The organism is Kitasatospora sp. NPDC057940, from assembly GCF_042887425.1.
GTDB lineage: Bacteria > Actinomycetota > Actinomycetes > Streptomycetales > Streptomycetaceae > Kitasatospora.
This window is the reverse complement of record NZ_JBHVPH010000002.1, coordinates 256,415-277,657: the sequence shown is the minus strand read 5'-3', so window position 1 is coordinate 277,657 and position 21,243 is coordinate 256,415. Positions and strand designations below refer to the sequence as shown.

The window sequence follows — 21,243 nt, the reverse complement described above, 5'->3', positions numbered from 1 at the left end:
CCGGGCCTACCATCGGCGGGTGATCTGCGAATCGGCCGCGTCCGCCGAGCTGACCGCGTCGGTGGAACCGGTGGACACCCACGCCCACGTGTTCCACCGCGGCCTGCCCAGGGCCGACCGCCCCCGCTACGTGCCGGACTACGACGCCCTCCCGGCAACGTACCTGGCGCTGCTCGACCGGCACGGCATCGGCGGCGCCGTCCTCGTCCAGCCGAGCTTCCTGGGACCGCGCAACGACTTCCTGCTCGACTGCCTGGCCCGGCACCCCGCCAGGTTCCGCGCCGTCATCGTGCTGGACCACGACCTGGACCACGACCGGCCCTGCCGGCCGGACGCGCTCGCCCCACTCGCCCTCGACGGCGTCGCGGGCATCCGCCTCAACCTGATCGGCCGCCGGGTACCCGACCTGGCCGGTCCGCACTGGCGGCAGGTGGCCGCACGGCTGGCCGAGCGCGGGCAGCACCTGGAGGTGCACGCGGCGGGCGGACAGTGGGCGGCGATCGCCCCCGCCCTGCATGCCTGGCCGTCTCCCGTGGTGATCGACCACCTCGGTCTGCCGGGCGCGTCCGAGGGCGCCGACCGCGCGGTACTGGACCTGGTCACGCGCGACCACGTGTGGATCAAGGCCTCCGCGCCCTACCGCTGCGCCCCCGGCGTGCCCGGCCTCATGCTGCGGCGCGTACTGGAGGAAGCGGGCCACCAGCGCCTGCTGTGGGGCAGCGACTGGCCCTGGACGCGCCACGAACGCGGCAGGACGTTCGCCGAGTGCCTCGCCTGGCCGGCCGAGCACGTCGACCCGTCGGTCCTGCGCGCCGCCCTCACCGTGAACCCGGCCCGGCTGCTGAACTGGTCCCCCGGGCGGCGAGCAGCACCCGGACCGCAGCTGTCGGCGTAGGCGCGGTCCGCAGCTCGGACGGCAGTGCCAGATCTGTCCGCCGCCCGTCCCCGGGAGACCTCGTGCGGACGGTTCGTGGCGGCCTACCGTGGCGGGGTGAGCGAGGAGACGAACAGGCGTACCGGGCGGGTGCTGGTCCTGGTGCTGCCCGAGGTGAATCTGCTGGACCTCGGCGGTCCCGTGCAGGTGTTCGACGCCGCGGCGCATCTCGGCGGCGGCTACCGGCTGGAGTTCGTCGCCGAGACGGACGGTCTGCGGTCCGCGCAAGGCCTGCGGCTGGCGGGGCTGGCACCGCTGTCGACGAGCCGGGCGGCAGCCGGCGACCTGGTGCTCGTGCCGGGCCCCCGGCTGACCGGATCGGACCGGCCGGTGACACCCGCCGCGGTGCGCTGGGTGCGCGAGGCCCACGACGCGGGTGCCCGGGTGGCGTCCGTGTGCAGCGGTGCAGTCGTCCTGGGGGAGGCGGGGCTGCTGGACGGCAGGGCGTGCACGACCCACTGGTCGCTCACCTCGGCGATGCGCGACCGGTACCCGCGGGCCCGGGTGCGTGAGGCCGCGCTCTACGTGCACGACGGGCGGATCAGCACCAGCGCGGGCATCTCGTCGGGGATCGATCTCGCGTTGTCCCTGGTCGAGCGGGAGCGCGGCCCCGAACTGGCCGCGGGAGTCGCGCGTGAACTGGTGCTGTACCTGCGGCGGGACGGGGACGCGGCACAGATCAGTCCGTTCCTGCGGCACCGCGACCACGTCCAGCCCGCGGTGCACCGGGTGCAGGACCATCTGGCGCAGCATCTGGACGTCGCCTTCACCCTGCGTGAACTCGCAGACATCGCCGGGCTGTCCCCGCGCGGTCTGACGCGGGCCTTCACCACGGCTGCCGGCATCACCCCGTTCGCCTACCAGCGGCAACTGCGGCTGGAGCGGGCCCGCGCCCTGCTGTCCGGTACCGACCTGACGGTGGAGGCGGTCGCGCTCCGGTGCGGATTCCGCGACGCCCGGCAGCTGCGCCGGGTGGTCGCTGAAGCCTTCGGAGCGCCGCCCTCGCTGCTGCGCGCACCAACGCGGCCGACTGCCTGACGGACTGGCCTCCTCGGCGAAGGGGCCTCCTTCCCGGCCGCCCCCGCTTCCTTCCCTTCCTCTCTCCCGTTTCCTGTTTCCTGTTTCCCTTTTCCCACTTCCACGAGGGCCGACGGCATCGTGCTGCCAAAAACGTGCCCGGATTGTTGAGGTATGTCTTGCTCAAGACGAATTCCGAGGCGCGCAAGGGACACCGGGCGCTGCGCCGCACCGGCTGGGTACTGCTGGGCACAGCTCTGGCGACCGCGTCCTTCGCGGGGATCGCCTTCGCGGGGGTGAGCGCGTCGATGGCCGACAGCTTCGCCGCCGCCCCTCCCGGATCCGATGCCGGGGTGTGGCCTGCCGCCCGGCCGGTACCGGAGGGCAGGATCACGGTGGCGGTCGCGGTCGGCAACGAGGGCTCCGTGGCCACCGATGTACTCGCGCCCTACCAGGTGTTCGCCGAGTCGCCCGACATGTTCGTCTACACGGTGGCGGCCGAACGCCGCGTCTCGCCGCTGTCCGGCGGCGCCCACCTGCTGCCCGACCACACGCTGGCCGAGGTGGCGGACGGTTCCCTGCCGGAACCCGATGTGGTGGTCGTGCCCGCCGTGACCGACCCCACCGGCGCGGGCGAGGAGCGCCTGCGCCGGTGGATCGTCGAACGCCACCACAAGGGCGCCCGGATCCTCGGGGTGTGCGCGGGCTCCGAACTGCTGGCCGCCTCCGGCCTGCTCGACGGCCGCGACGCCACGTCGTTCTGGTCCAACATCACTTCCCTGGAACGCAGTTACCCGAAGGTCGTGTGGAAGCGAGGGCTGCGCTACGTCGAGGACGGGCGGGTGACCACCACCGCGGGCGTCACCTCCGGCACCATGGGCGCGCTGCGGTTGGTCGAGGAACTGGCCGGCCCAGCGGAGGCGACCCGTATCGGCACCGGCCTGTCCTACCCCGGCTGGACTCCGGACGGACCGACCGCGATACCGGCCAACCGTCTCGCCCTCGGCGACCTCCCGTACGCCTTCAACGCCGCATTCCCGTGGCTGCGCCCCACCACGGCCATCGGACTGGTCGACGGAGTCGAGGAGATCGACGCGGCCGCCGCCTTCGAGGGGTACGGCGGAGTCTCCTTCGCCACCCGGACGCTGGTGATCGGCGCCGGTGACACCGTCACCACCCGCCACGGCCTGGTCCTCGTCACCCGGCCGGCGAAGGGGGGCGCCCACGGGGCGGATCGCTTCGTGGTGCCCGGCGTCACGAACACCTCCGACCTCGGCGGTGCACTGGACGGCTGGGCCCGCCGCAACGGGCTCGCCCCCGAACTGCCCGGCGGAGGAAGGCGGTCCGGGGAGTTCGGCTTCGATCCGGTGCTACGGGACCTCGCCGAGAGCAGCGACCGTCGCACGGCGCTGGCCACCGCGAAGTTCTCCGAGTACCCCTCGGCCCACCTTGAGCTGACCGGCGCGTCCTGGCCCTGGCGGTCCACCCTGCTGGCCGCAGCGGCGGTCGTCCTGAGCGTGGGGGTGGGGCTGGCACCGACGGCGATCCGACACACGGTTAGACACACGGTTCGACGGCGGCGCCCCACGGCGTAGCTCCCCTGATGCCGCGAACACACTGCCGCCGACGCACGGGACGCGACGATACGAAGTGGGCCGGAGCTCGATACTGACTTCGGCTCGTCAGGGTGAACCGTCCCGATCTGCCCGGCGGGCTCGTCGCGGCGGCTGAATCCGATGACCTGTGAGATATGCGGTTGGGGACGGGCTCACCGCCACCGTACGGCTGTGCCGGGAGACGGTGCGGATGTGGGCGACCGAGCCGTTCGAGCAGGACGTCAAGCCAGCGGGGGTGGCCCGGCGTCTGCGGGCGAGTCTGAAGTCGCCTACCAGTGGCGCCAGTTGCAGCGCGGGGGTGGAGTCGATGGGAGGCCTGGCCAGGCCTGGGGCCGATGGCTAACATTGACATGTTCGGCGCCAAATCTGCCCAGGAATGGGGGCAGGGACGGGCCGGGGCAGGGATGGCACGACTCGGCCCACCGCGATCACCGGCATGGGATCGCGGCCACCGCAAGACACAGGAGATGATCTTGACAGTTCGCAGGAAACTCTCGGCCATAGCCCTCGCTGGCGGCATCCTGGTCAGCGGCGTGGCGATCGCCACGCCAGCCAGCGCCATCGGCGGCACCGCGTGCCCCACCCAGAACGGTAACGGCCCCGCGAGCCACGGCCTGGAGGTGTGGACCTTTTCCGGCAACTTCTGCTACGCGGGCACCCCCGGCAAAATACCTAATCTCAACCTGACCGGCGTCTACAGGATCTCGGCCGACTGGAACCACGGGACCTTCGTAACCACCGTCGGCCCCATCAGCATCGGGCCGACGGGTACGCGGACTAGCTCGATCAACTTCAACAACCCTGAGACCGTGTACAGCGTGGAGATCCTCAACGGCTAGAGCGGGATCTGGTGATGACCTGAGGACGAGCCTGGCGCTACCACGGGCAGCGCCAGGCAGCCCCGCGACCTGACGCGCTGCCCGCTCCCGGCTGCTTCACCGCCGCGACATCAGGCGTTCGGAGCCGCCCCCGCCGACTTGACCTCCTGCTCGAACAGCTCGTCCGCCCGCATTCGCAGCGCCTCCCGGCGCAGCCGTCCAGTGGAGGTCGGCCTGCCCCCATTCGCAGATCTCACAGGTTATCGGATACAGCCGCCGCGACGAGCCCGTCAGGCAGATCGGGACGGTTCACCCTGACGAGCCGAAGTCAGTAACCGGTTCAGATCGTGGTTACCGGTGGCGGCACCGGGATCGGCCGTGCGGTCGCCGAGGCCTTCGCCACCCAGGGCGACCAGGTGGTGATCACCGGGCGTCGCAAGGACTTGCTGGAGGAGACCGCCGCACAGTTGGGTGGGAACGTGCGCGCCGTCGCCTTCGACGCGAGCGACCCCGCGCAGGTCCTGGCGGCACTCGACGTCCTGCCCGCGCACGTGGACGTGCTGGTCAACAATGCCGGGAGCAACACCGACATCGACGCCGAGTCACCGTCCGGCCTGGTCGGCGTGGCAGCGGCCTGGCGCGCGAATCTCGACGCGAACGTACTGTCCGCGGTCCTGGTCACCACCGCTCTGCGACCGCGCCTGACGGCCGGCGGCACCGTGGTCAGCGTCAGCTCCATCGCGGCCCACCGCGGCGGGTCCGGCTCCTACGGCTCCGCCAAGGCCGCCGTCGAGGCCTGGAACCTCACGATCGCCCAGGACCTCGGCAAGGACCGGATCACGGCCAACGTCATCGCCCCGGGCTACATCGAGTCCACCGACTTCTTCCAGGGCGGGATGACCCCCGAGCGCCGTGCCGACCTGCTCGCCCAGACGGCCAACGGCCGGGCCGGCACCCCGGCGGACATCGCGGGCACCGTGCTGTTCCTCGCCTCACCGGCCGCAGGGCACATCACCGGCCAGACCCTGCACGTCAACGGCGGCGCGCTGGCCGGGCGCTGAACAACGCGCTCGGCCGGACCGGCGCCGCCGGCAGGAGCGTCGGCGGCGGCGTCGGTGACGGGAAGACCTTCACCGGCGCCGACGGGCGCATGGAGTACCGGTCATGTCCGATGTGCCATCCGATCCGCCACACGTCGAACCGTCCACCGTGGGCGACCGGTTGGCCGATCCCGCATCCCTCCGGTGGGACAGGCCAAGTCCGGGGACGGATGTGGGCCACGCGGCGGTGACCCGCCTCAACCGACCTTGACCGACCTCACCGAGGCTTGACCGCACGGCGGTTCGTGGCCGCCGATCGAGGGTTCACAGGTACGGCCGCAGGTCGTCGCGGTAAGCGGTGGTGCTGCCTTCAGGCCGCCAGGAACGACTGTGCCGGGACAGGGTCCAGCCTTCCGGCGCGTTTCGAGCGGCACTGATCCAGGCCGCGAGTTCGGGAAGGGCGATCTTCCGCAGGACGTGTCGAGCCGCCGCCCGTTCGGCGGCCGGGAGCGGAGCAACACGAACCCGCACGGTGCACCACCATCCGGGATGGATGCCGCCGCCGTAGTTGGCGGAGATGGGTGGCACCCACTCGGCGTGCAACGCGGTCCCGTCCCCCCAGAGCCGGTCGCCGAAATCCAGGTCGACGGCATCCGCCTCCTGCGCGCCGAGGACGGTGCGGATGTCCGTCGGGGTGAGCGGCCACGACAGGTCGCGCGGCAGACGCCGGTTACGGGCTGGCATGCGCCCGAGGATGGCAGACGCCCTGCGGAAGCGCATGCGCATTTCGACCCGACTCCACCGAGACGCCGGTCAACTCCGCTGGGAACGGTCGGACTTCTGCGAGGCGTGTCAAGTTGAACACCCTCAGGGCCTCGGACGCCCACCCCGGCTCGGCCACCGTCTCACCCATTCTCAGAGAACACGGCGGATCCTCAGGGGCGCCGTCCTGCCGGTCGACCGGCCGCCCCCAGGCGCCTGTCAGGCCGATCACACCTTGGACTTCTCGACTTTCTCATGCCACGTCAGGTAGCCGATGGTCGCGCCAAGTTGGCAGCCGAAATGGATCCTCCGATCTGTCGAGAGTGATAGCCCGGTGACGGTTGGTCATGACAGGATCAGCACGGGTCGACACCGAGTCGGCCGGAAGGAGGAGACATGACCGAGGACAGCAAGGCGACGGCGTCCGCCGAGGGCAAGACTCCGTCTGGCAAGTACGCAGGCACTGAGATCAAGATCGAGGGTGAGGATCACATCATCATTCGGGAGGACGAGGTTCCGGTAGCCACCGACACCGAGTGACACGTCCGCACTTCGGTCCGGGCTGATCTTCGCCCGTACTGGAACGGAGCGTTGCCCAGCTACGAGAAGGGCCCCGTCGGTCGCCACCGGAAGGGCCCTTTCCGCTGCGACTTCCGCAGGCCGCAGGCTCGCCCTCCGCACCGCTTCCGAGAACAGCCCGGAGGCGGCCGTGTCATCGTGGACGGTGAGGTGCAGCAGGGCGTCGAGGTCGCTGTGGCGGGCGCCCCAGAGGGCCAGGATCAGCGCGTCGGGGCGGGCCTGACGGGATCCAGCGTCCGGGATCTCGCGCAGCCCGCACGCGGCCACGAATCACAGCGACCACCGACGGCATGGTCGAGGTCGACGCGGAGGTGGCGATGAGGGTCGTGTTCGTGCACGGGGCGTGCGTGCGGGACGGTTCGTGGTGGTGGCACCGCGCCGCCGACCTGCTTCAGGAGCGAGGGGTTCCGAGCGTCGCCCCGGCGCTGCCGAGCTGCGGCGAGGCGGGCCCGCCCGGCGGCGTCGACGGTCCGGGGCTGCCCGAAGACGTCGCCGCGGTGCGGCGGGTGCTGCAGGCCGGCGACGAGCCGACCGTCGTGGTCGCCCACAGTTACGGCGGTGTCGTCACCGCGGAGGCCGCCGCCGGAGTCGGGTCGATGCGCCACCTGCTGCTGGTCTCCAGCTACCTGCCCGAGGTCGGGCAGAGCCTGTCGGACTTCGGGGACGGCCGCCCCGCCCCGTTCCTCGACGTCGACCCCGACGCCGGCACGTTCGGGGTCCGCCCCGAGCTGCTCGTGGACACGTTCCTCCAGGACTGCGACCCCGAGGTCCACGCGCAGGCGGCGGGCCACCTCGCCCGGCAGAGCGTGCGGGTGACCGGGCAGCCGGTCCGGGCGGCCGCATGGCGGCAGGTGCCCTCGACCTACCTCGTCTGTGCTCAGGACCGGGGCACCCCGCCGCAGTTGCAGCGTGAGTTCGCCCGCCGGGCCGGCAGCGTCGTCGAGCTCGACGCCGGCCACCACCCGTTCCTGTCCCAGCCGGCGGCGGTCCGGGACCTGCTGCTGAGCCTGTGACGGCGGCGGCTGAACACCTCACGGGACGCCGGACGCACCGACGCCCCGAGGCGCACCGTCTCAACCCTGCGACGGCGTCCAGAACGCGGTGATCCTCGCGGCTCCGGGCCCGATCCCCTGCCAGGAACCCTCGAACTCGAGGACGGCCACGGAGGCGGTCGGGAACCCGGACTCCTCCACCTGCCGCGAGAGGTCGCCGTCGGCCGTTCCGACGAGGAGCCGGACCAGCTCGGGCAGGCTCGGATTGTGTCCGACGACGACCAGGTCGCCCACGTCGTCCGAACTCCCCCGCACCATCGCGACCAGCTCGCCGATCCCCGCCTCCCCCCGATGGATCTCCACACTGAGGTCGTAGAGCCCCTGCTCGTGGACCGTCTCGGGGAGCCGCGGCAACGCGGCACCCACGCGCTCCCAGGTCTCCCTGGTCCGGCGGGCGCCGGACACCCGCGCGAGATCGGGCGTGATGCCGGAACCCGCGAGCCATCGTCCGGCCCGGGAGGCCTCCTCCTGCCCCCGCTCGTCGAGGCGCCGTTCCTCGTCGACCGCCGTCTCCCGTTCGGCCTGCGCATGACGGATCAGGACGAGCCTGCGGCCGGTACCCACGATCACGTTGACCTCCCCATGTCCACGAGCCGTGGCGCGGCCCGGCGGAATCGCTTGATCCTTTGCATCCGAACACTATCCGGCCGCAGGTCCGCACAGCCGCGGTCTCCGGGTGATGCTCCGTCACACCTGTGCGGTCGGGACGTCAGGGGGCCGGAATGCGCTGGGTGAGGAAGAGGGCGGCGCGGTCGAGTGCCTGGTCGGCTTCGTCGAGGGCGCCGCCGGCGAAGGCCTGGAAGACGTGGGGGGCGTCGGCGGTGATGTCGAGGATGACGTCGACTCCGGCGTCGCGTGCGCGGGCGGCGAGGCGGGTGGAGTCGTCGAGGAGGATCTCGTTGGCGCCCACCTGGAGGAGGAGCGGGGGGAAGCCGGTCAGGTCCGCGAAGAGGGCCGGGCTGAGGAGGGGCTGCTCGGGGTCCTGGCCGGCGAGGTACATGGCACCGGTGTGCACCACGTCCTCGCGGGTGAAGATCGGGTCGATGTCTTCCTTGGTCGTCATGCTCTCCCCGGTGCGGGTGGCGTCCAGGCCCGGGGAGAAGGCCACGATCGCGGCGGGCAGCGGCAGGCCCGCGTCGCGGGCGGCGAGGGCGGTGGTGACCGCGTAACCGCCGCCGGCGGAGTCCCCGGCGAACGCGATGGCGGACGCGTCCAGGCCGCTGTCGAGGAGGGCGCGGTAGGCGCTCAGGTTGTCTTCCAGGCCGGCCGGGAACGGGTGCTCGGGGGCCAGCCGGTAGTCCACCGAGTACGCGTCGAGCCCGGTCTTCGAGACGAGCTGCGCGGTCAGCGACAGCGCGGTCTCGGGAGAGCCGAAGACGAAGCCGCCACCGTGGAAGTACAGGAGCGTGCCCGGGCGCGCGCCGTTCTCAGGTGTGACGTGCAGGGCGGGCCGGCCGCCGAGCGCGGCCCGAGTGGTGCGGACGTCGTCCGGCACGATCATCGTGTCCATCAGCGCCCTGAACCCGGCGCGCAGCTCCTCGACGGAGCGCTTGCCCTCCGGCCGGGGCCGGCGGAGCATCGCGTCGATCGTGGCGAGCTGTTCCTTGCTCATCTGCGTTCCTCCCGTGGAATAGCTTCCTCTACACTATATGCCGTGGAATATACATCGGACCGCCTCGCCGACCTCCAGGGATTCTTCGCGGATCTCGTCCGCTGCGAGACGCGCCTGTACAACGCGCTGAACGACCGCCTGCGCGAGCGGCACGGGATCGTGACCTCGCAGTTCGAGTTCCTGCGGTTCCTGCGCGAGCACCCGGGCGCCCGGGTGGCCGACCTCGCCGCGGAGTTCGCCATCGGAGCCGGTGCGACCAGCAAGGGCGTCGACCGCCTGGAGAAGCAGGGCTGGGTCGCCCGCCAGGCCAACCCGGCGGACCGCCGCTCCTCGCTGCTGGCCCTGACCGACGACGGTTCACAACTCCTCGACGCCGCCGAGGCGACCTTCACCGCAGGCCTGAGCGAGCTGGTCGAAGGCACCCTCGACCAGTCCACGACGGCAGCCGCCGCCCTGGCCCTCCGCCGGCTGCGCTCCGCGCTCGAACGCGACCAGGTCGGCACCCCCACCGGCTGAAAGCACGCGCCCGGTCGACTGCCCGCCTACGCGCGGCCCGGCGACACCGCGCCCCTCCGCCGTCACCTTCGGTGAAGGCCCTGCCGGGGTTGCCTCCGAGGCCGGCAAGGCGCAGGCTGGAGGTGTCCCCTGGAAGTCGTGTAGGGCGAGAGCCCCACGGAAAGCAGGGAGCTCGGGAGCGTCACCGCCTATCCGGAGGAGCGGCCCCGTCCCGAGCGCACCCGGGTGAAACGAAACAAACCGTCCGGTCCGACTGCGCACGGACGGAGGCCCCCAGCGGGGGGTCGCTCTCGGAACAGCATCTAGCCGCGTCGTACGCGACGCTCCGTCCGGCCAGTGAGCACGGACGGCACCAACGAAAGCATTGCAGGCGTCAAGAACGAGAGTGTAAGTCGCAGGAGCAGTAGAGGCCCCCTCCTGGTAGAGGGGGCCGACGCCTGCCCCGGGCAGGCCTCGCCGCCGCTTCAAGCCCCCCTGCCGGCTGCGGTGTCCGCTCGGGGCAGGGCTCAGCCGTCCAGTGAGAGTGCGTTCTTGGCGTGCGCGACGGATTCCTCCGAGGCGGGTCCGCCGGGGTTCTCGGTGGCCAGGGCCTGGTTGAGGGTGACGAACGGGCGCATCCGCCGCTCGTAGCGGGCGTACGCGGCGCGGTGGTCACCGTCGGCCCGGGCAAGGCAGTCGGCCAGCACGTGGGCGCCCACGAGGGCCAGGCTGGTGCCCTGCCCCGAGAGGGGGGAAGGGCAGTAGCCGGCGTCCCCGAGCAGGGTCACCCGGCCCCGTGACCACTGGTCCATGCGGATCTGGGCCATGGCGTCGCAGTAGAAGTCGGGGGCCTTCCGCGCGGCCTCGGCCAAGCGGGCCCCTTCCCATCGCATCGACGCGAGCCTGTCCACGACGAGCTGCCGGAGGGCGTCGCCGCCGCGGAGGTCCTGGTCGAGGGGGGCGGACTCGAAGCCGAAGGCGATCCTGAGTTCGGTGTTGTCGCGTACGGGCATGATGCCGAAGCCCGCGTCGCCGTCCCGCAGCCACACCTGCCAGTCGTCCAGGCCCAGGAAGTTGTCCGCACCGAACACCGAGAGGCAGCTGCCCAGATGGTGGGCGAAGCGCTCCTCCGGGCCGAAGGCCAGGCGCCGTACGGTGGAGTGCAGGCCGTCAGCCCCGACCACGAGGTCGAAGCTGCGGGACGGTCCGTGCGCGAAGTCGACGCGCACGCCGGTCTCGTCCTCGTCGAGCGCGGTGATGCTGTCGCCGAAGAGGTACTCGACGCCCGCATGTGTGTGCTCGTGCACCATCCTGACCAGGTCCTCGCGCAGCACCTCGATGTCTTCGCTGTCGAGCCGTCCGCTGCTGAAGGTCGCCTCGGTGGAGCGGCCGACCTCGCGGCCGTCGGGGTCGAGGACCGACATGCCGCGCATCCGGGTCCGTGCGCTACTTGCCTGCTCCAGCAGGCCCATCCGCTCCACGACTTCCAGTGCGACACCGCGGATGTCCACGGCCTGGCCGCCGGGGCGCCGGCCTGGAGCGCGTTCGACGACGGTGGGCGCGAATCCGTGGCGGCGCAGCCAGTAGGCGAGGACGGGCCCGGCGATTCCGCCGCCGGAGATGAGTACGGTCTGCATGAGGAGCTCCTCCAGTGCTCTGTACGGTGTACGCGCCCTGAACGTACGTCGTACGCGCAGACCCTTCAACTAGCCGTCTGTGGCCGTGTACTAGATCAGAATCCCGTCCATTCGGCGTTGCCGCTGCTACCTTCTGTACTAGTACACAACAGGAAGGCGGCCGGTCGTGACGAAGACCACAGGGACGGCTGGTGATCCGCCCTATCTGCGTATCGTCGCCGCGATCCGGCGACGCATCGCGCACGGTGAACTCGCCCCCGGGGACCGGGTTCCCTCGACCCGGCAGATCGCGGCGGAATGGGGCGTCGCGCTCGCCACCGCCACCAAGGCCCTGACCACCCTGCGCCTGGAGGGACTTGTCGAGGCCCGGCCCCGGATCGGCACGGTCGTCGCCGGAACCACCCCCGCCGCCCCCGCCGCGCCCGCCGCGCCGGCCCGCAGGCGCCCGTCACCCGCCCCGGACGCCGCGCAGGCGCAGGCGCAGGAGCAGGAGCAGGAGCTCAGCCTCGACCGGATCGTCCGTACCGCCATCGAGATCGCCGACACCGAAGGGCTCTCGGCGCTCTCCATGCGCGGCGTCGCGGCCCGCCTCGGCGTCGCGGCGATGTCGACCTACCGGTACGTCCCGAGCAAGGAAGACCTCGTCCTGCGCATGGCCGACGCCGCGTTCGGCGAGAAGTCCTACCCCGCGGAAGCCCCCGAGGATTGGCGTACCCGCATCGAGCTGGGCGCCCGGACCCTGTGGAGCCTGTACCGGCGGCACCCGTGGCTGGCCCAACTCGGCTCCCTCACACGCCCTCTGATCGTGCCCAATCTGATGGTCCACGGCGAGTGGGTGCTGAGCGCCCTCGACGGCCACGGACTCGACCCCACGGCGCTGTTCGACATCCACGTCCTGCTCTACAGCCACGTCCAGGGCCTCGCGGTGCACCTGGAGATGGAGGCACACGCTGAAGCCACCACGGGTCAGTCGGAAGACCAGTGGATGGACAGCCGCACCCCCGCCCTCCAGGAACTGGTGGAATCCGGTCGCTTCCCGGCCTTCACCAAGGTGGTCGGAGCCTTCGAGGACGGCTACGACCTGCGTCTCGACGCGCTCTTCGAATTCGGCCTCAAGACGCTCCTCGACGGCCTGACTTCCCTCGTCGAAGGCCGGGAAGCCGCCACGTAGGAACACGAGCGAGTTCATCCAGGACCGGACCCACTCGCCCCTTCGCTCCATCAGGGCACCCGCCGAACGTCCGGTCCTGTCCCTTGCCGGCCTTGACCGGCTCGGCCATGTTGCTGGTGGCGTCGCAGGTCCCGTGGAACGCCTCCCCCGGCGTCCGGCCCGCCGGTGCGCCCTGGGGCAAGCCCTCGGAACCGCACAGAGCGAGAACCTTGAACTGCGATGCGGTCTCGGCGCCCGGCCGACTGCAGGTCCCGAGACCGCCTGATGCCCGATCTCATAGGGGGTCCGGCCTCAGCGGGGCGCCGGAACCGCAGTGCTCAGGGCCCGCTCGATCTCGGAGGCCGGAAACGGCGTCCGCTTGCTCTCCGTGAGAAGACGGCTGTGAAACGCGTCCAGGACGACGGCAGTCCGAGCGTGTCGTTCGATGATCGCGGCGACCTCTGGCGTGACGCCATCGGGCTTTCGGCCCGCGATCCATTCGTGGAGGAACGCCTCGTGGTCCGTGTCGACGCGTATACCGTCGGGCAAGTGGTGGCGGAGCAGGTGGCTCGGGGTGTAGCAGCGGTCGTAGGCGAGATGCCGGGAGAGGAACTCGACCTCAGTTGCTGTGAGTTGGAAGCTGGAGCTCAGGGCGAGTCCGAAGTCCGCGAAGTAGAGCAGTCGTCCATCGGTCAGGATGTTGCGGAAGTGGGCGTCGAAGTGGACGAGCCCGTGAGAGCTCATGAAGGCGGTTCCGCGCATCAGGGCTTCTTCCAACCATGGGTAGGGCGAGCCGTCCCCGCTCTGCGGGCCGGCTTCCCGCTGGTCGGCCAGCCACGTGGCGAGCGTCTGTGGCACGTGTTCCAGGAAGAGAACCAGGCTGGAGGAGGACCGGCCGATGGCCTCCAGCCGCTCGCGCACGGCCGGTGAGTCCTCCCAGTGCGCGACCGCTCCGTCGATGCCCCCGAACTCGTCGGCGAACCCCTCGGGAGGGGAGTCGGGCAGGACCCGCCAGTGGTACATCAGCGGAAAGCCCTCGTACTCGTTTCCGAGGACCCAATTGGTGGTCATGGTGTGCACGGCCAGCTCGCGCCAGGCTCCGAACCCGGCCGACCCCACTCCGTACTGGTAGAACGTCGGCAGTCCGAAGAGATTCGCCGTCGACCGCACGTTCTCCGGCCGCAACTCGATGTCCGTCAAGGGCACCCGCTTGACGAAGACCCGCGTCCCATCGATGTCCAGCTCCGCCGACCTGCCGCCGATGCCGGACCCGAGCGGCGCGACGGCGGCCACGACCTCGCCGAGCCGGTGGTCGCTCAGAAGGGACAGGCGTGTGGCGACGGTCCCGTAAGTGGCGAGGCGCGCGGCATGGTACGGGTCCGGGTGGCGCATCGACTGCTCCTCAGTACCCCGAGCCAGGGCGTCGGTGATCTCACGAACGTGATCGACCCTATCGGCCGAGACGGCCCCTGCATGCCCTCAAAGCCGTCCGGAGGGAGAATTCCGACGCCGCATCGAGCCCTGGCACACCGGCTGCCACGAGACGTCCTGGGGTCGCCTCTCCCCGCTCAAGCACCGCAACTGGAGTGAGTGCCAGGGGCTTTCGGTCCGCTCCCGCCGCAGACCGTAGCTCCTCCGTCATGCTGTCGGTTCAGTGCGTCGCTCGTGGCGTGAGCGTGCAAGGTGGTGGGCGGCTCGCAGCAGTTCGCGTGTTGCGGCCTGCGTGCGCTTGCCCGGGTTCACCACGGCCAGCCAGCCCAGGCTGCCGTACACGGGGTGCGCGATCACGGTGTCGGCGGCGCTGGGGTCGACCTCGGCGGAGGCCGGTTCGCGCGGCGCGTGCCCGGTCCACCGGATGAACGCGTCCTTGCCGGCGGCGATGTTCACGCGGAAGGCGTCCGGCCGGTCCAGGCGGGACGACTCGTCACCGGGGTAGTTCTTGGTCACGACGGTCGCGAAGGGCTGGGACGTCGTCGTCGTGACGCCGTCGGGGGCGTAGTAGAAGAAGGTGTCGCCCCAGCTGAGCTCCGGCGCGCCGTCGCCGGGTGCGGGCTTGAGGGTCAGGACGCCGTCAAGGGCGTCCACGAAGCTGATGATCTCTTCACTCGTCATGTGCTCCAGCGTTTCATTGAAGTGCTTGTGGAGACTTCCGGACCCAGACCATCTCTGGCATACGGTTTTCCACATGACAAGTCTCAAATCAGCAGGTATGCGCACTGCTGATGTCGCGCGCAGCGTCGGGTATTCCGTCCAGCAGATCCGCAACCTCGAACGCGACGGGGTGCTCCCACCCGCGGCGCGCACGGCCACGGGATACCGGACCTACGGCGAGGTCCATCTGCAGTGCGCCCTGGCCTACCGGGCCCTCGCCGCGGCGGCGGGGCCGATCGAGGCCAAGAGCATCGTCCGGGCCTTCCACCAGTGCCCAGCCTCACAGGCCCTGGCCCTGCTCGACGCGGCGCACGCCCGACTCCACAAGGAGCGCGCCGAACTGGGGCAGGCCAAGGACGCCGCCCGCGCGATCTACCGCGAGCCGATCGACGACGTACGCGCCTCGGACGCGATGAGCATCTCCGAGCTCGCCACCGCCCTCGATGTACGCCCCTCGACGTTGCGGCACTGGCATGCGGAGGGCCTCGTCGTCCCCGACCGCGATCCCGTGCGCGGAACCCGACGCTACACACCGGCCCAGGTGCGCGACGCACGGATCGTGCACCAGCTGCGCAAGGCCGGATACCGCATCACGCCGCTCCGGGCCCTCGTGCCGCAACTCCGCAACGCCCGCCGATCGCGGGATGTCGAGTCGGCGCTGGCCGCCAGGGACGCCAGTATCACCGCGCGATCCGCAGCCCTCCTCGACAGCGCCTCGGCACTCCGCGCCGTGCTCTCCCTGCGGGAGCGAACGGACCGATCCGAGGACGGCCGCGAGGATCCCGCTCGGACCGGGGGCGCGACGTGAACCAGGACGGCCGCCTCACACCCGGCGGTCAGCATCCTCCGACACCCCGCCCGCAGCCTCCAGCCCTGCCGGCAAACGATGGCGAGCTCAAGTGATCAACGCACTACCCCTCGGATGATCATGTGACCGTGGAGGTACAGGTCACCCTCGATATGCCGGACAAGGTCGCCGGCTTCCTCCGCGCCGCCGAGCTGGAGCCCGCCGAACGCGCTGTGCTCGACCAGGGCGCGACCGTCCGGCGCGGGCAGGGGCTACACCCTGCGCGTCAGCGCCGCCCCCACCGAACACCTCCAGCTCCTCGCTCGCTGCCGGCCGCTCGACGGCAGCCAGGGCCTCCCAGCGGTTCCGGCCCAGCGCAAGGCCCGCCGCGAGTACGAGAGCCGTGTGAGCGCCCTCGCACCGATCGAACCATGATCGTTCGCACCAATAACCATGCAAGAGATTGAATTTTCAAATGATTGCTTGACTCTTCAAGCAGGCCCTCCTATGTTGGTTGAAGATTCAACGATGAGCCCTCCGGCCAGCGGAAGGCTCCCCACCCTCACCGGTCCGAACCAGGAATCCCAGGGACCAGGACGAAGGAAAACCATGAACCGCACCAGCATCCGACGGGCCACCATCGCGACGGCCTCCCTCTTCCTCGCCGGCGCCGCCGCCCTCGGCACCGGCGGCCAGGCCCTGGCCGCGACCTCCGGGCCGGCACCGGCCGCCGTGCACTCCTCGTCGTCCGACGCGGCGATACAGGGCGGCGATCTGAGCATCGTGTCGCTGCCCGCGCACCGCGTCGACGCGGACCAGCGCCCGCAGGAGTTCACCGTCCGCTATACCGACGGCACCCGACTCCCGCAGGCCCTGCAGATCCTCGTCGTCTCCCCCGAGCACAGCCCCTACCTCCAGACCGGCGACGTCCGCCTGGAACGGTTCGACACCGCGACCCGGCAGTGGGAGCCCGTGGACCTGGGCTCGCAGACCGGCACCCTCTACACCCGCATCCCGCTCACCGGCCGCGTCCTCGCCGACGGCGACACGAGCGTCCGCTTCCGGATCGCCGCCGCACACGACCTGGGCGCCACGCTCCAGCACCTGACCGTGCAGCCGCGCGGCATCCTCTACACCGCCCCGCAGACCGGTCGGGCGTGACCGCAGGCGCCACCCCGCACGCGCACCCACCACACCCGCGCCGTGAAACGCGGGTCGGGCACCACCCCGGCCCAGGTGGGCTCAGCCTTCCGGCCTCGCACAAGCCGGACGGAAAGCGCCGGTGGAGCCGCCCGGCGTGCACGCCGCCCCGGGACTCGCAGTCCTCAGCGCGGTACGCCGTGGCGCCGCTCCGCCGCCAGCCGCTCGACCGGCCCTGCGGTCACCCCGCCGACGCGCCGCCGGCCGCGTCGGCCGCGTCGAGCGGGAGCCGGTCCGGCCCACCGGAGCAGGGCGCACCGTCGCTCAGGTACGTGGCCGCCCACCGCCCCAGCTCGGCCAACGCGGGCTCCAACGCGTTGCCCGCTTCGGTCAGCCGGTAGGAGACCCGCAGCGGAGGGCCGGCGTCCACCTCCCGCAGGATCAGGCCGGCCTCGCCGAGTTCGGTGAGCCGCTCCGAGAGCATGCGTTCGCTGATGCCCGGGATGGCCCGCCGAAGATCGGCGAAGTACACGGGCCCCGGCATCAGGGTGGCGACGATCAGGCCCGTCCACCGCTTGCCGAAGAGCTGGAAGACACGCGTGATGCCCCCGTCGGCCTTCCTGCATGCCTGCTCGCCGTGATTCGCCATGCCACCAGGGTAGCCCGCACCGTATGTGACTTTAGAAAAGTAAGTAGCTATGTTATTACTAGCTACGCAAGAAACTTCCCCCCTCTAGCTCCGGAGCCCTCCATGGCCACCCTGCTGCACCTCGACTCCTCCGCCCTGCCCCACGGCTCCGCCTCCCGCGAGGTCACGGCCACCTTCCGCAAGGCATGGGAGGAGCAGCACCCCGAGGGCACGGTCGTCTACCGCGACCTCGCGGCCGAGCCGCTGCCGCACCTCACCGCTGCCGGCATCACGGCCGCCTTCGCCGACCCGGCCGACCACACGGACGAGCAGAAGGCCGCTTTCGCCCTGCGCACCGAGCTGGCCGCGGAGCTGGAGAACGCGGACGCGGTGCTCATCGGCGCCCCCATGTACAACTTCACGATCCCCTCCAGCCTCAAGGCATGGCTGGACCACGTGATCATCATGGGCCGCACCGGCGGTGAGAACTCCTCCGTGGCGGGCAAGCCCGTCACCGTCGTCGCCAGCCGCGGCGGCTCCTACGCGCCCGGCACGCCGCGCGAGGACTTCGAGTTCGCGGCCAAGTACCTGGAGAAGGCGCTGACCGGCCTGCTCGGCCTCAAGGTCGACGTCATCACGCCCGAACTGACCCTGGCCCGCACCGTCCCCGCGATGGCCGACCTGGTCGACCTGTCGGACGCCTCCCGCGCCCAGGCCCACGAGCAGGCCACCGCCAAGGCCAAGGCCCTCGCCGCCGACCTCTCCGCCTGACCGGCACCTGACCGGCACCTGCGGGCCGCACACCGGCACGGCGCGGACCGAACCCGGCCCGCGCCACCGCCACTGATGTCATCGTCGCGGGGGCGGGGCGGGGGCGCCCCCCCCCCCCCCCACGGCCCGCGCGTGTGCCTGCGACCCGGCGAGCGCCAGCCGGAGGTCGTGCTTCGGCGGGAGGACGTCCAGCCCGCCGAGCGCGACGCTTCCCCCTCTGTGCCGCCAGCGGGCCTGGGCACCGGCCTGCGCCAGCACCCGGTCACCGAGCACCGTGGTGTGGCGGCGGACGAGCCTGTTCCGGCGGACGAGCAGCAGAACGGCGCAGCACAGAACCTCGAAGGCCAACGCCGCCAACAGCCCGTTCCCACCGTCCGCGACCAACCAGCACCCGGCGGCCACGCCGGCCGTCATCGCCAGCCCCAGCACCACCCGCAGCCGGGTTCGAGCCTTCACGGCGCGCCGGTACAGTCCCTCGTCCTGCACCAGGCCTCGGTCGGCGAGCCGCTGCCGCAGGGCCGCGACCGCCGGGCCTGCGTCCACCTCCGCGACCACGCTCAGCAGGTCACGGGTGCGGCTCTGCCCGACGGAGGCCACCACGGCGGCCTCGAAGTCGTTCTTCCGGGCCCGGCGCGTGGCGGTCACCTCACCCGAGCGGGAGGCGACGAGGTCGCCGCGTTCGTGCATCAGCACGAGCGCGGTCTCGCCCACGTGCCGGGCGAGGCAGGCCAGTTCGTACAGCCGCTCAACGCCCTCCGCTCCGCCCGCCGCCCGCTCCGCACGGTGCAGTTCCCGCAGCGCCGCACGGTAGCCGAGCCCGGCCACGAGAAGGGCGACGCCCGACACGAGGAAGAACCCCACGAACGGCCCCATCGCGCCCCCTTCGCCACCGGTCACGCCAGTGTGGGGCGGAGCGCCACTCTCAACAACCCTTATTTGGCCAAGAGTTGGCGATCACCTGCAACTCTCCGAGCCCCCTACGCCCTGGAGAAGACCCGCTGCGCGCTCCCCCGCGGCTGACCGCCCAGGCCGGCCACTGCACCCTTCCTCTCCTCCTGCAGATAGATCTCGCAGTCACCCCCGGAGTAGTAGTCCCGCAGCACCACGAAGACCCCCGACCCCGCGTCGTCCACACTCCCCGCCCGCCAACTCCCCTGGTACTCCCCCAATGACACCCCCTGCCCGACGGGATCCTTCGCGCAGAAGTACCCGTCGAGCCGCACCTCACCGAGCCGTCCGCCCTCCCGCAGTTCGATCACCTCGTCCCGCGACGCCCAACGCCCCACGTAGTCCCTCGGATCCGGCCCTCCCGACCGAGCCTTCAGATAGCCCGTCAGACCGGCGATCAGCAGGACACCCGCCAGCAGGACAGCGCCCTCCCTGGACTTCAGGTACTTCCATCGACCAGCCACAGCTCCCCCTCGCTCCACGCCGTCGTACTCGAAGTCACCACGGCATCTCAGCCCTTCTCCATGACGAACCCCTTGCTCGCCAGCAGCCACAGGTCCTTCTCGTTGGTCATGGCCGTCAGCCAGATCCTGCAGTCGCCTCCCCCGCCTACCTGTGCGCTTCTGTCGCAGGCCTGCCCATTCTTGACGCTTCGGATACTGTTCCTCTTGTTGGCATGTACGCGAGAATCATTCGGTGGACATCATCAGCGAACACTCAACGCCCCGCGGACGAACCCGCCGACGGGGAGCGAAGATCTCACTCCTGCTCACCGCCCTTCTCGCCGGCTCCACACTCTGCCCGACGACGGCCTCCGCCGCCGGGCAGGACCCGGAACAGATCTGCGGCAAGACGGTCCAGGGCCGCATCCTGGAGAAGTACCGGGAGTACCGGACCACGCTCGGCTGCCCCAAGGACAACGAGCAGACCGCTCCCGACGGGGTGGGCCGGTTCAGTGTCTTCGACGGCGGGTCGATCTACTGGAGCCCCTCCACCGACGCCCACGCCATCTGGGGCCTCGTCCGCGACAAGTGGGCCGCCCTGGGCTGGGAGAAGGGCTCCCTCGGCTACCCCACCAGCGACGAACTCTCCCTCCCCGACGGCGCCGGGAAGCGTCAGGTGTTCCAGGGCGGCTCGCTCTACTGGCATCCCACACGCTCCAACGGCGTCCACCCCGTCTGGGGCCTCATCGGCCAGCGCTGGGGACAGACGGGCTGGGAAGGCGGGGTGTACGGCTACCCCGTCACCGACGAACTCCAGCAGGAGGGCGTCACCCAGATGTTCGAGCACGGCCCCATCCGGTGGTCGCCGAACGAGACCGCGAACCCGCTGATCCCCCGCGCGAACGCCCAGTTCTTCCAGGGCAGCCCGGCCCCGGGCGACCTGAAGGAGAGTGCCACGCTGCTGCCCAAGGGCCCCGACCGGGGCGTCGTCGTGGTGCGCGGCTACATCGGCGACGACGGCAACCCGATCAACCACGCCCTGGGCAACCACCGCCTGTGGAGCACCGAACCCGAAGCCAGCTCCAAGGTGGCCATCGCCTGGGACACCGCCACGGGCCAGGTCGGGATCTACGTCGACCAGTCCTGCGTCGGGGATCTGACATGCCGCAATGCCAAGCCGCTGGTGCGCACCGAGCACGCCAAGGTGGTCCAGGACGACCGGACCCCGCAGAACGAGTACTGGGCGGAGCCCTACGGTGACGGTGGCATCCGGGTGGACGTGTCGGCGGTGAACTCGTTCGTGGACGTTCCGGGCTCGCAGTACGCGGACCTCGGCCGGATCAACGCGACGTTCCACATCTACCCGCACCGCTACGACGACAAGAACAAGAACTTCACCGGCTTCGACGTCGACACGAACAAGGACAGGTACCCGTCCTGGGAGGTCCTGCGCTACCCACGTCTGCTGGAGAACTCCGGTTCCCCGCAGGCCCTGTGGCAGGGCGCCGTGTGGCAGGGGTCCATCACGGACCTGAAGGCCCCGCAGCACCTGTGCTACCGGAACGACCCGGACCACGCACCCGTCAACATGACCTGCAACTGATCGACGCGGGAGGGCCGGTCCGTCCGGCCTCCCGCCCGGTCCACCGGCACGACGTACACG

Annotated in this window: 22 protein-coding genes; 13 read left to right on the top strand and 9 right to left on the bottom strand. The window is 71.0% G+C overall.

Going from position 1 to position 21,243, the window contains the following annotated elements; translation table 11 throughout:
• Window positions 1–19: 19 nt before the first annotated feature.
• The 5 genes from ACFVTF_RS04805 to ACFVTF_RS04785 all read left to right on the top strand — a co-directional run bounded on the left by ACFVTF_RS04805 (window position 20) and on the right by ACFVTF_RS04785 (window position 5,446).
• Entirely contained in the window at window positions 20–895 is an 876-nt protein-coding gene (locus tag ACFVTF_RS04805) for an amidohydrolase family protein (RefSeq protein ID WP_387809014.1), read from the top strand.
• Between the two features lie 96 nt (window positions 896–991).
• Complete coding sequence (locus tag ACFVTF_RS04800) at window positions 992–1,972, top strand: GlxA family transcriptional regulator (RefSeq protein WP_387809012.1); 981 nt, start codon at window positions 992–994, stop codon at window positions 1,970–1,972.
• Between the two features lie 158 nt (window positions 1,973–2,130).
• Window positions 2,131–3,546 (top strand): DJ-1/PfpI family protein, encoded by a 1,416-nt coding sequence (locus tag ACFVTF_RS04795; RefSeq protein WP_387809009.1) that lies wholly within the window; start codon window positions 2,131–2,133, stop codon window positions 3,544–3,546.
• 494 nt (window positions 3,547–4,040) lie between these two features.
• Window positions 4,041–4,406, top strand: a complete 366-nt coding sequence (locus ACFVTF_RS04790) for a hypothetical protein (RefSeq protein ID WP_387809006.1) — start codon at window positions 4,041–4,043, stop codon at window positions 4,404–4,406.
• A 326-nt stretch (window positions 4,407–4,732) separates the two neighbouring features.
• The gene (locus tag ACFVTF_RS04785; RefSeq protein ID WP_387809003.1) at window positions 4,733–5,446 is read left to right on the top strand and encodes an SDR family NAD(P)-dependent oxidoreductase; all 714 of its coding nucleotides are present in this window, start codon (window positions 4,733–4,735) and stop codon (window positions 5,444–5,446) included.
• 303 nt (window positions 5,447–5,749) lie between these two features.
• Here the strand turns inward: ACFVTF_RS04785 and ACFVTF_RS04780 are convergent, their stop codons facing one another.
• On the bottom strand, window positions 5,750–6,211 hold the full coding sequence (locus ACFVTF_RS04780; RefSeq protein WP_387809000.1) for a hypothetical protein: 462 nt from the start codon (window positions 6,209–6,211) through the stop codon (window positions 5,750–5,752).
• 372 nt (window positions 6,212–6,583) lie between these two features.
• On the opposite strand from ACFVTF_RS04780, the gene ACFVTF_RS04775 reads away from it, so the two are divergent.
• Both ACFVTF_RS04775 and ACFVTF_RS04770 read left to right on the top strand, forming a co-directional pair.
• Window positions 6,584–6,727, top strand: coding sequence for a hypothetical protein (locus tag ACFVTF_RS04775; protein WP_387808997.1), 144 nt, complete (start codon window positions 6,584–6,586; stop codon window positions 6,725–6,727).
• Between the two features lie 356 nt (window positions 6,728–7,083).
• Window positions 7,084–7,779, top strand: a complete 696-nt coding sequence (locus ACFVTF_RS04770; RefSeq protein ID WP_387809587.1) for an alpha/beta hydrolase — start codon at window positions 7,084–7,086, stop codon at window positions 7,777–7,779.
• Window positions 7,780–7,839: 60 nt separating this feature from the next.
• On the opposite strand, the gene ACFVTF_RS04765 is transcribed toward ACFVTF_RS04770, so the two are convergent.
• Window positions 7,840–8,388 (bottom strand): SixA phosphatase family protein, encoded by a 549-nt coding sequence (locus ACFVTF_RS04765; protein WP_387808994.1) that lies wholly within the window; start codon window positions 8,386–8,388, stop codon window positions 7,840–7,842.
• 139 nt (window positions 8,389–8,527) lie between these two features.
• Window positions 8,528–9,430 (bottom strand): alpha/beta hydrolase, encoded by a 903-nt coding sequence (locus ACFVTF_RS04760; RefSeq protein WP_387808991.1) that lies wholly within the window; start codon window positions 9,428–9,430, stop codon window positions 8,528–8,530.
• A 42-nt stretch (window positions 9,431–9,472) separates the two neighbouring features.
• Here ACFVTF_RS04760 and ACFVTF_RS04755 point away from each other — a divergent pair, with 42 nt between their 5' ends.
• Complete coding sequence (locus tag ACFVTF_RS04755) at window positions 9,473–9,946, top strand: MarR family winged helix-turn-helix transcriptional regulator (protein WP_387808989.1); 474 nt, start codon at window positions 9,473–9,475, stop codon at window positions 9,944–9,946.
• Between the two features lie 506 nt (window positions 9,947–10,452).
• Here the strand turns inward: ACFVTF_RS04755 and ACFVTF_RS04750 are convergent.
• On the bottom strand, window positions 10,453–11,562 hold the full coding sequence (locus tag ACFVTF_RS04750; RefSeq protein WP_387808986.1) for an FAD-dependent monooxygenase: 1,110 nt from the start codon (window positions 11,560–11,562) through the stop codon (window positions 10,453–10,455).
• Window positions 11,563–11,728: 166 nt separating this feature from the next.
• Between ACFVTF_RS04750 and ACFVTF_RS04745 the strand changes: the two genes are divergently transcribed.
• Window positions 11,729–12,733: a TetR/AcrR family transcriptional regulator C-terminal domain-containing protein gene (locus ACFVTF_RS04745; protein ID WP_387808983.1), complete on the top strand. Its 1,005-nt coding sequence runs from the start codon at window positions 11,729–11,731 to the stop codon at window positions 12,731–12,733.
• Window positions 12,734–13,024: 291 nt separating this feature from the next.
• On the opposite strand, the gene ACFVTF_RS04740 is transcribed toward ACFVTF_RS04745, so the two are convergent.
• Complete coding sequence (locus ACFVTF_RS04740) at window positions 13,025–14,104, bottom strand: protein kinase family protein (protein ID WP_387808980.1); 1,080 nt, start codon at window positions 14,102–14,104, stop codon at window positions 13,025–13,027.
• Between the two features lie 246 nt (window positions 14,105–14,350).
• The gene (locus ACFVTF_RS04735; protein ID WP_387808978.1) at window positions 14,351–14,824 is read right to left on the bottom strand and encodes a DUF6194 family protein; all 474 of its coding nucleotides are present in this window, start codon (window positions 14,822–14,824) and stop codon (window positions 14,351–14,353) included.
• Window positions 14,825–14,921: 97 nt separating this feature from the next.
• On the opposite strand from ACFVTF_RS04735, the gene ACFVTF_RS04730 reads away from it, so the two are divergent.
• Window positions 14,922–15,671: a MerR family transcriptional regulator gene (locus tag ACFVTF_RS04730; RefSeq protein ID WP_387808976.1), complete on the top strand. Its 750-nt coding sequence runs from the start codon at window positions 14,922–14,924 to the stop codon at window positions 15,669–15,671.
• Window positions 15,672–16,259: 588 nt separating this feature from the next.
• Window positions 16,260–16,811 carry a hypothetical protein gene (locus ACFVTF_RS04725; protein WP_387808974.1) on the top strand — a complete coding sequence of 184 codons (552 nt, stop codon included), beginning with the start codon at window positions 16,260–16,262 and terminating at the stop codon, window positions 16,809–16,811.
• A gap of 220 nt (window positions 16,812–17,031) precedes the next feature.
• Here ACFVTF_RS04725 and ACFVTF_RS04720 read toward each other — a convergent pair whose 3' ends face one another.
• On the bottom strand, window positions 17,032–17,439 hold the full coding sequence (locus tag ACFVTF_RS04720; protein WP_387808971.1) for a winged helix-turn-helix transcriptional regulator: 408 nt from the start codon (window positions 17,437–17,439) through the stop codon (window positions 17,032–17,034).
• A gap of 102 nt (window positions 17,440–17,541) precedes the next feature.
• On the opposite strand from ACFVTF_RS04720, the gene ACFVTF_RS04715 reads away from it, so the two are divergent.
• On the top strand, window positions 17,542–18,189 hold the full coding sequence (locus ACFVTF_RS04715) for an FMN-dependent NADH-azoreductase (protein ID WP_387808968.1): 648 nt from the start codon (window positions 17,542–17,544) through the stop codon (window positions 18,187–18,189).
• A gap of 78 nt (window positions 18,190–18,267) precedes the next feature.
• On the opposite strand, the gene ACFVTF_RS04710 is transcribed toward ACFVTF_RS04715, so the two are convergent.
• Window positions 18,268–19,062 (bottom strand): TIGR04222 domain-containing membrane protein, encoded by a 795-nt coding sequence (locus tag ACFVTF_RS04710; protein WP_387808966.1) that lies wholly within the window; start codon window positions 19,060–19,062, stop codon window positions 18,268–18,270.
• A 104-nt stretch (window positions 19,063–19,166) separates the two neighbouring features.
• Window positions 19,167–19,691 (bottom strand): hypothetical protein, encoded by a 525-nt coding sequence (locus ACFVTF_RS04705; protein WP_387808963.1) that lies wholly within the window; start codon window positions 19,689–19,691, stop codon window positions 19,167–19,169.
• Window positions 19,692–19,833: 142 nt separating this feature from the next.
• Between ACFVTF_RS04705 and ACFVTF_RS04700 the strand changes: the two genes are divergently transcribed.
• A complete protein-coding gene (locus ACFVTF_RS04700) occupies window positions 19,834–21,183 on the top strand; it encodes an LGFP repeat-containing protein (protein ID WP_387808961.1) in 1,350 nt (449 codons plus the stop codon).
• The last annotated feature ends 60 nt before the right edge of the window (window positions 21,184–21,243 follow it).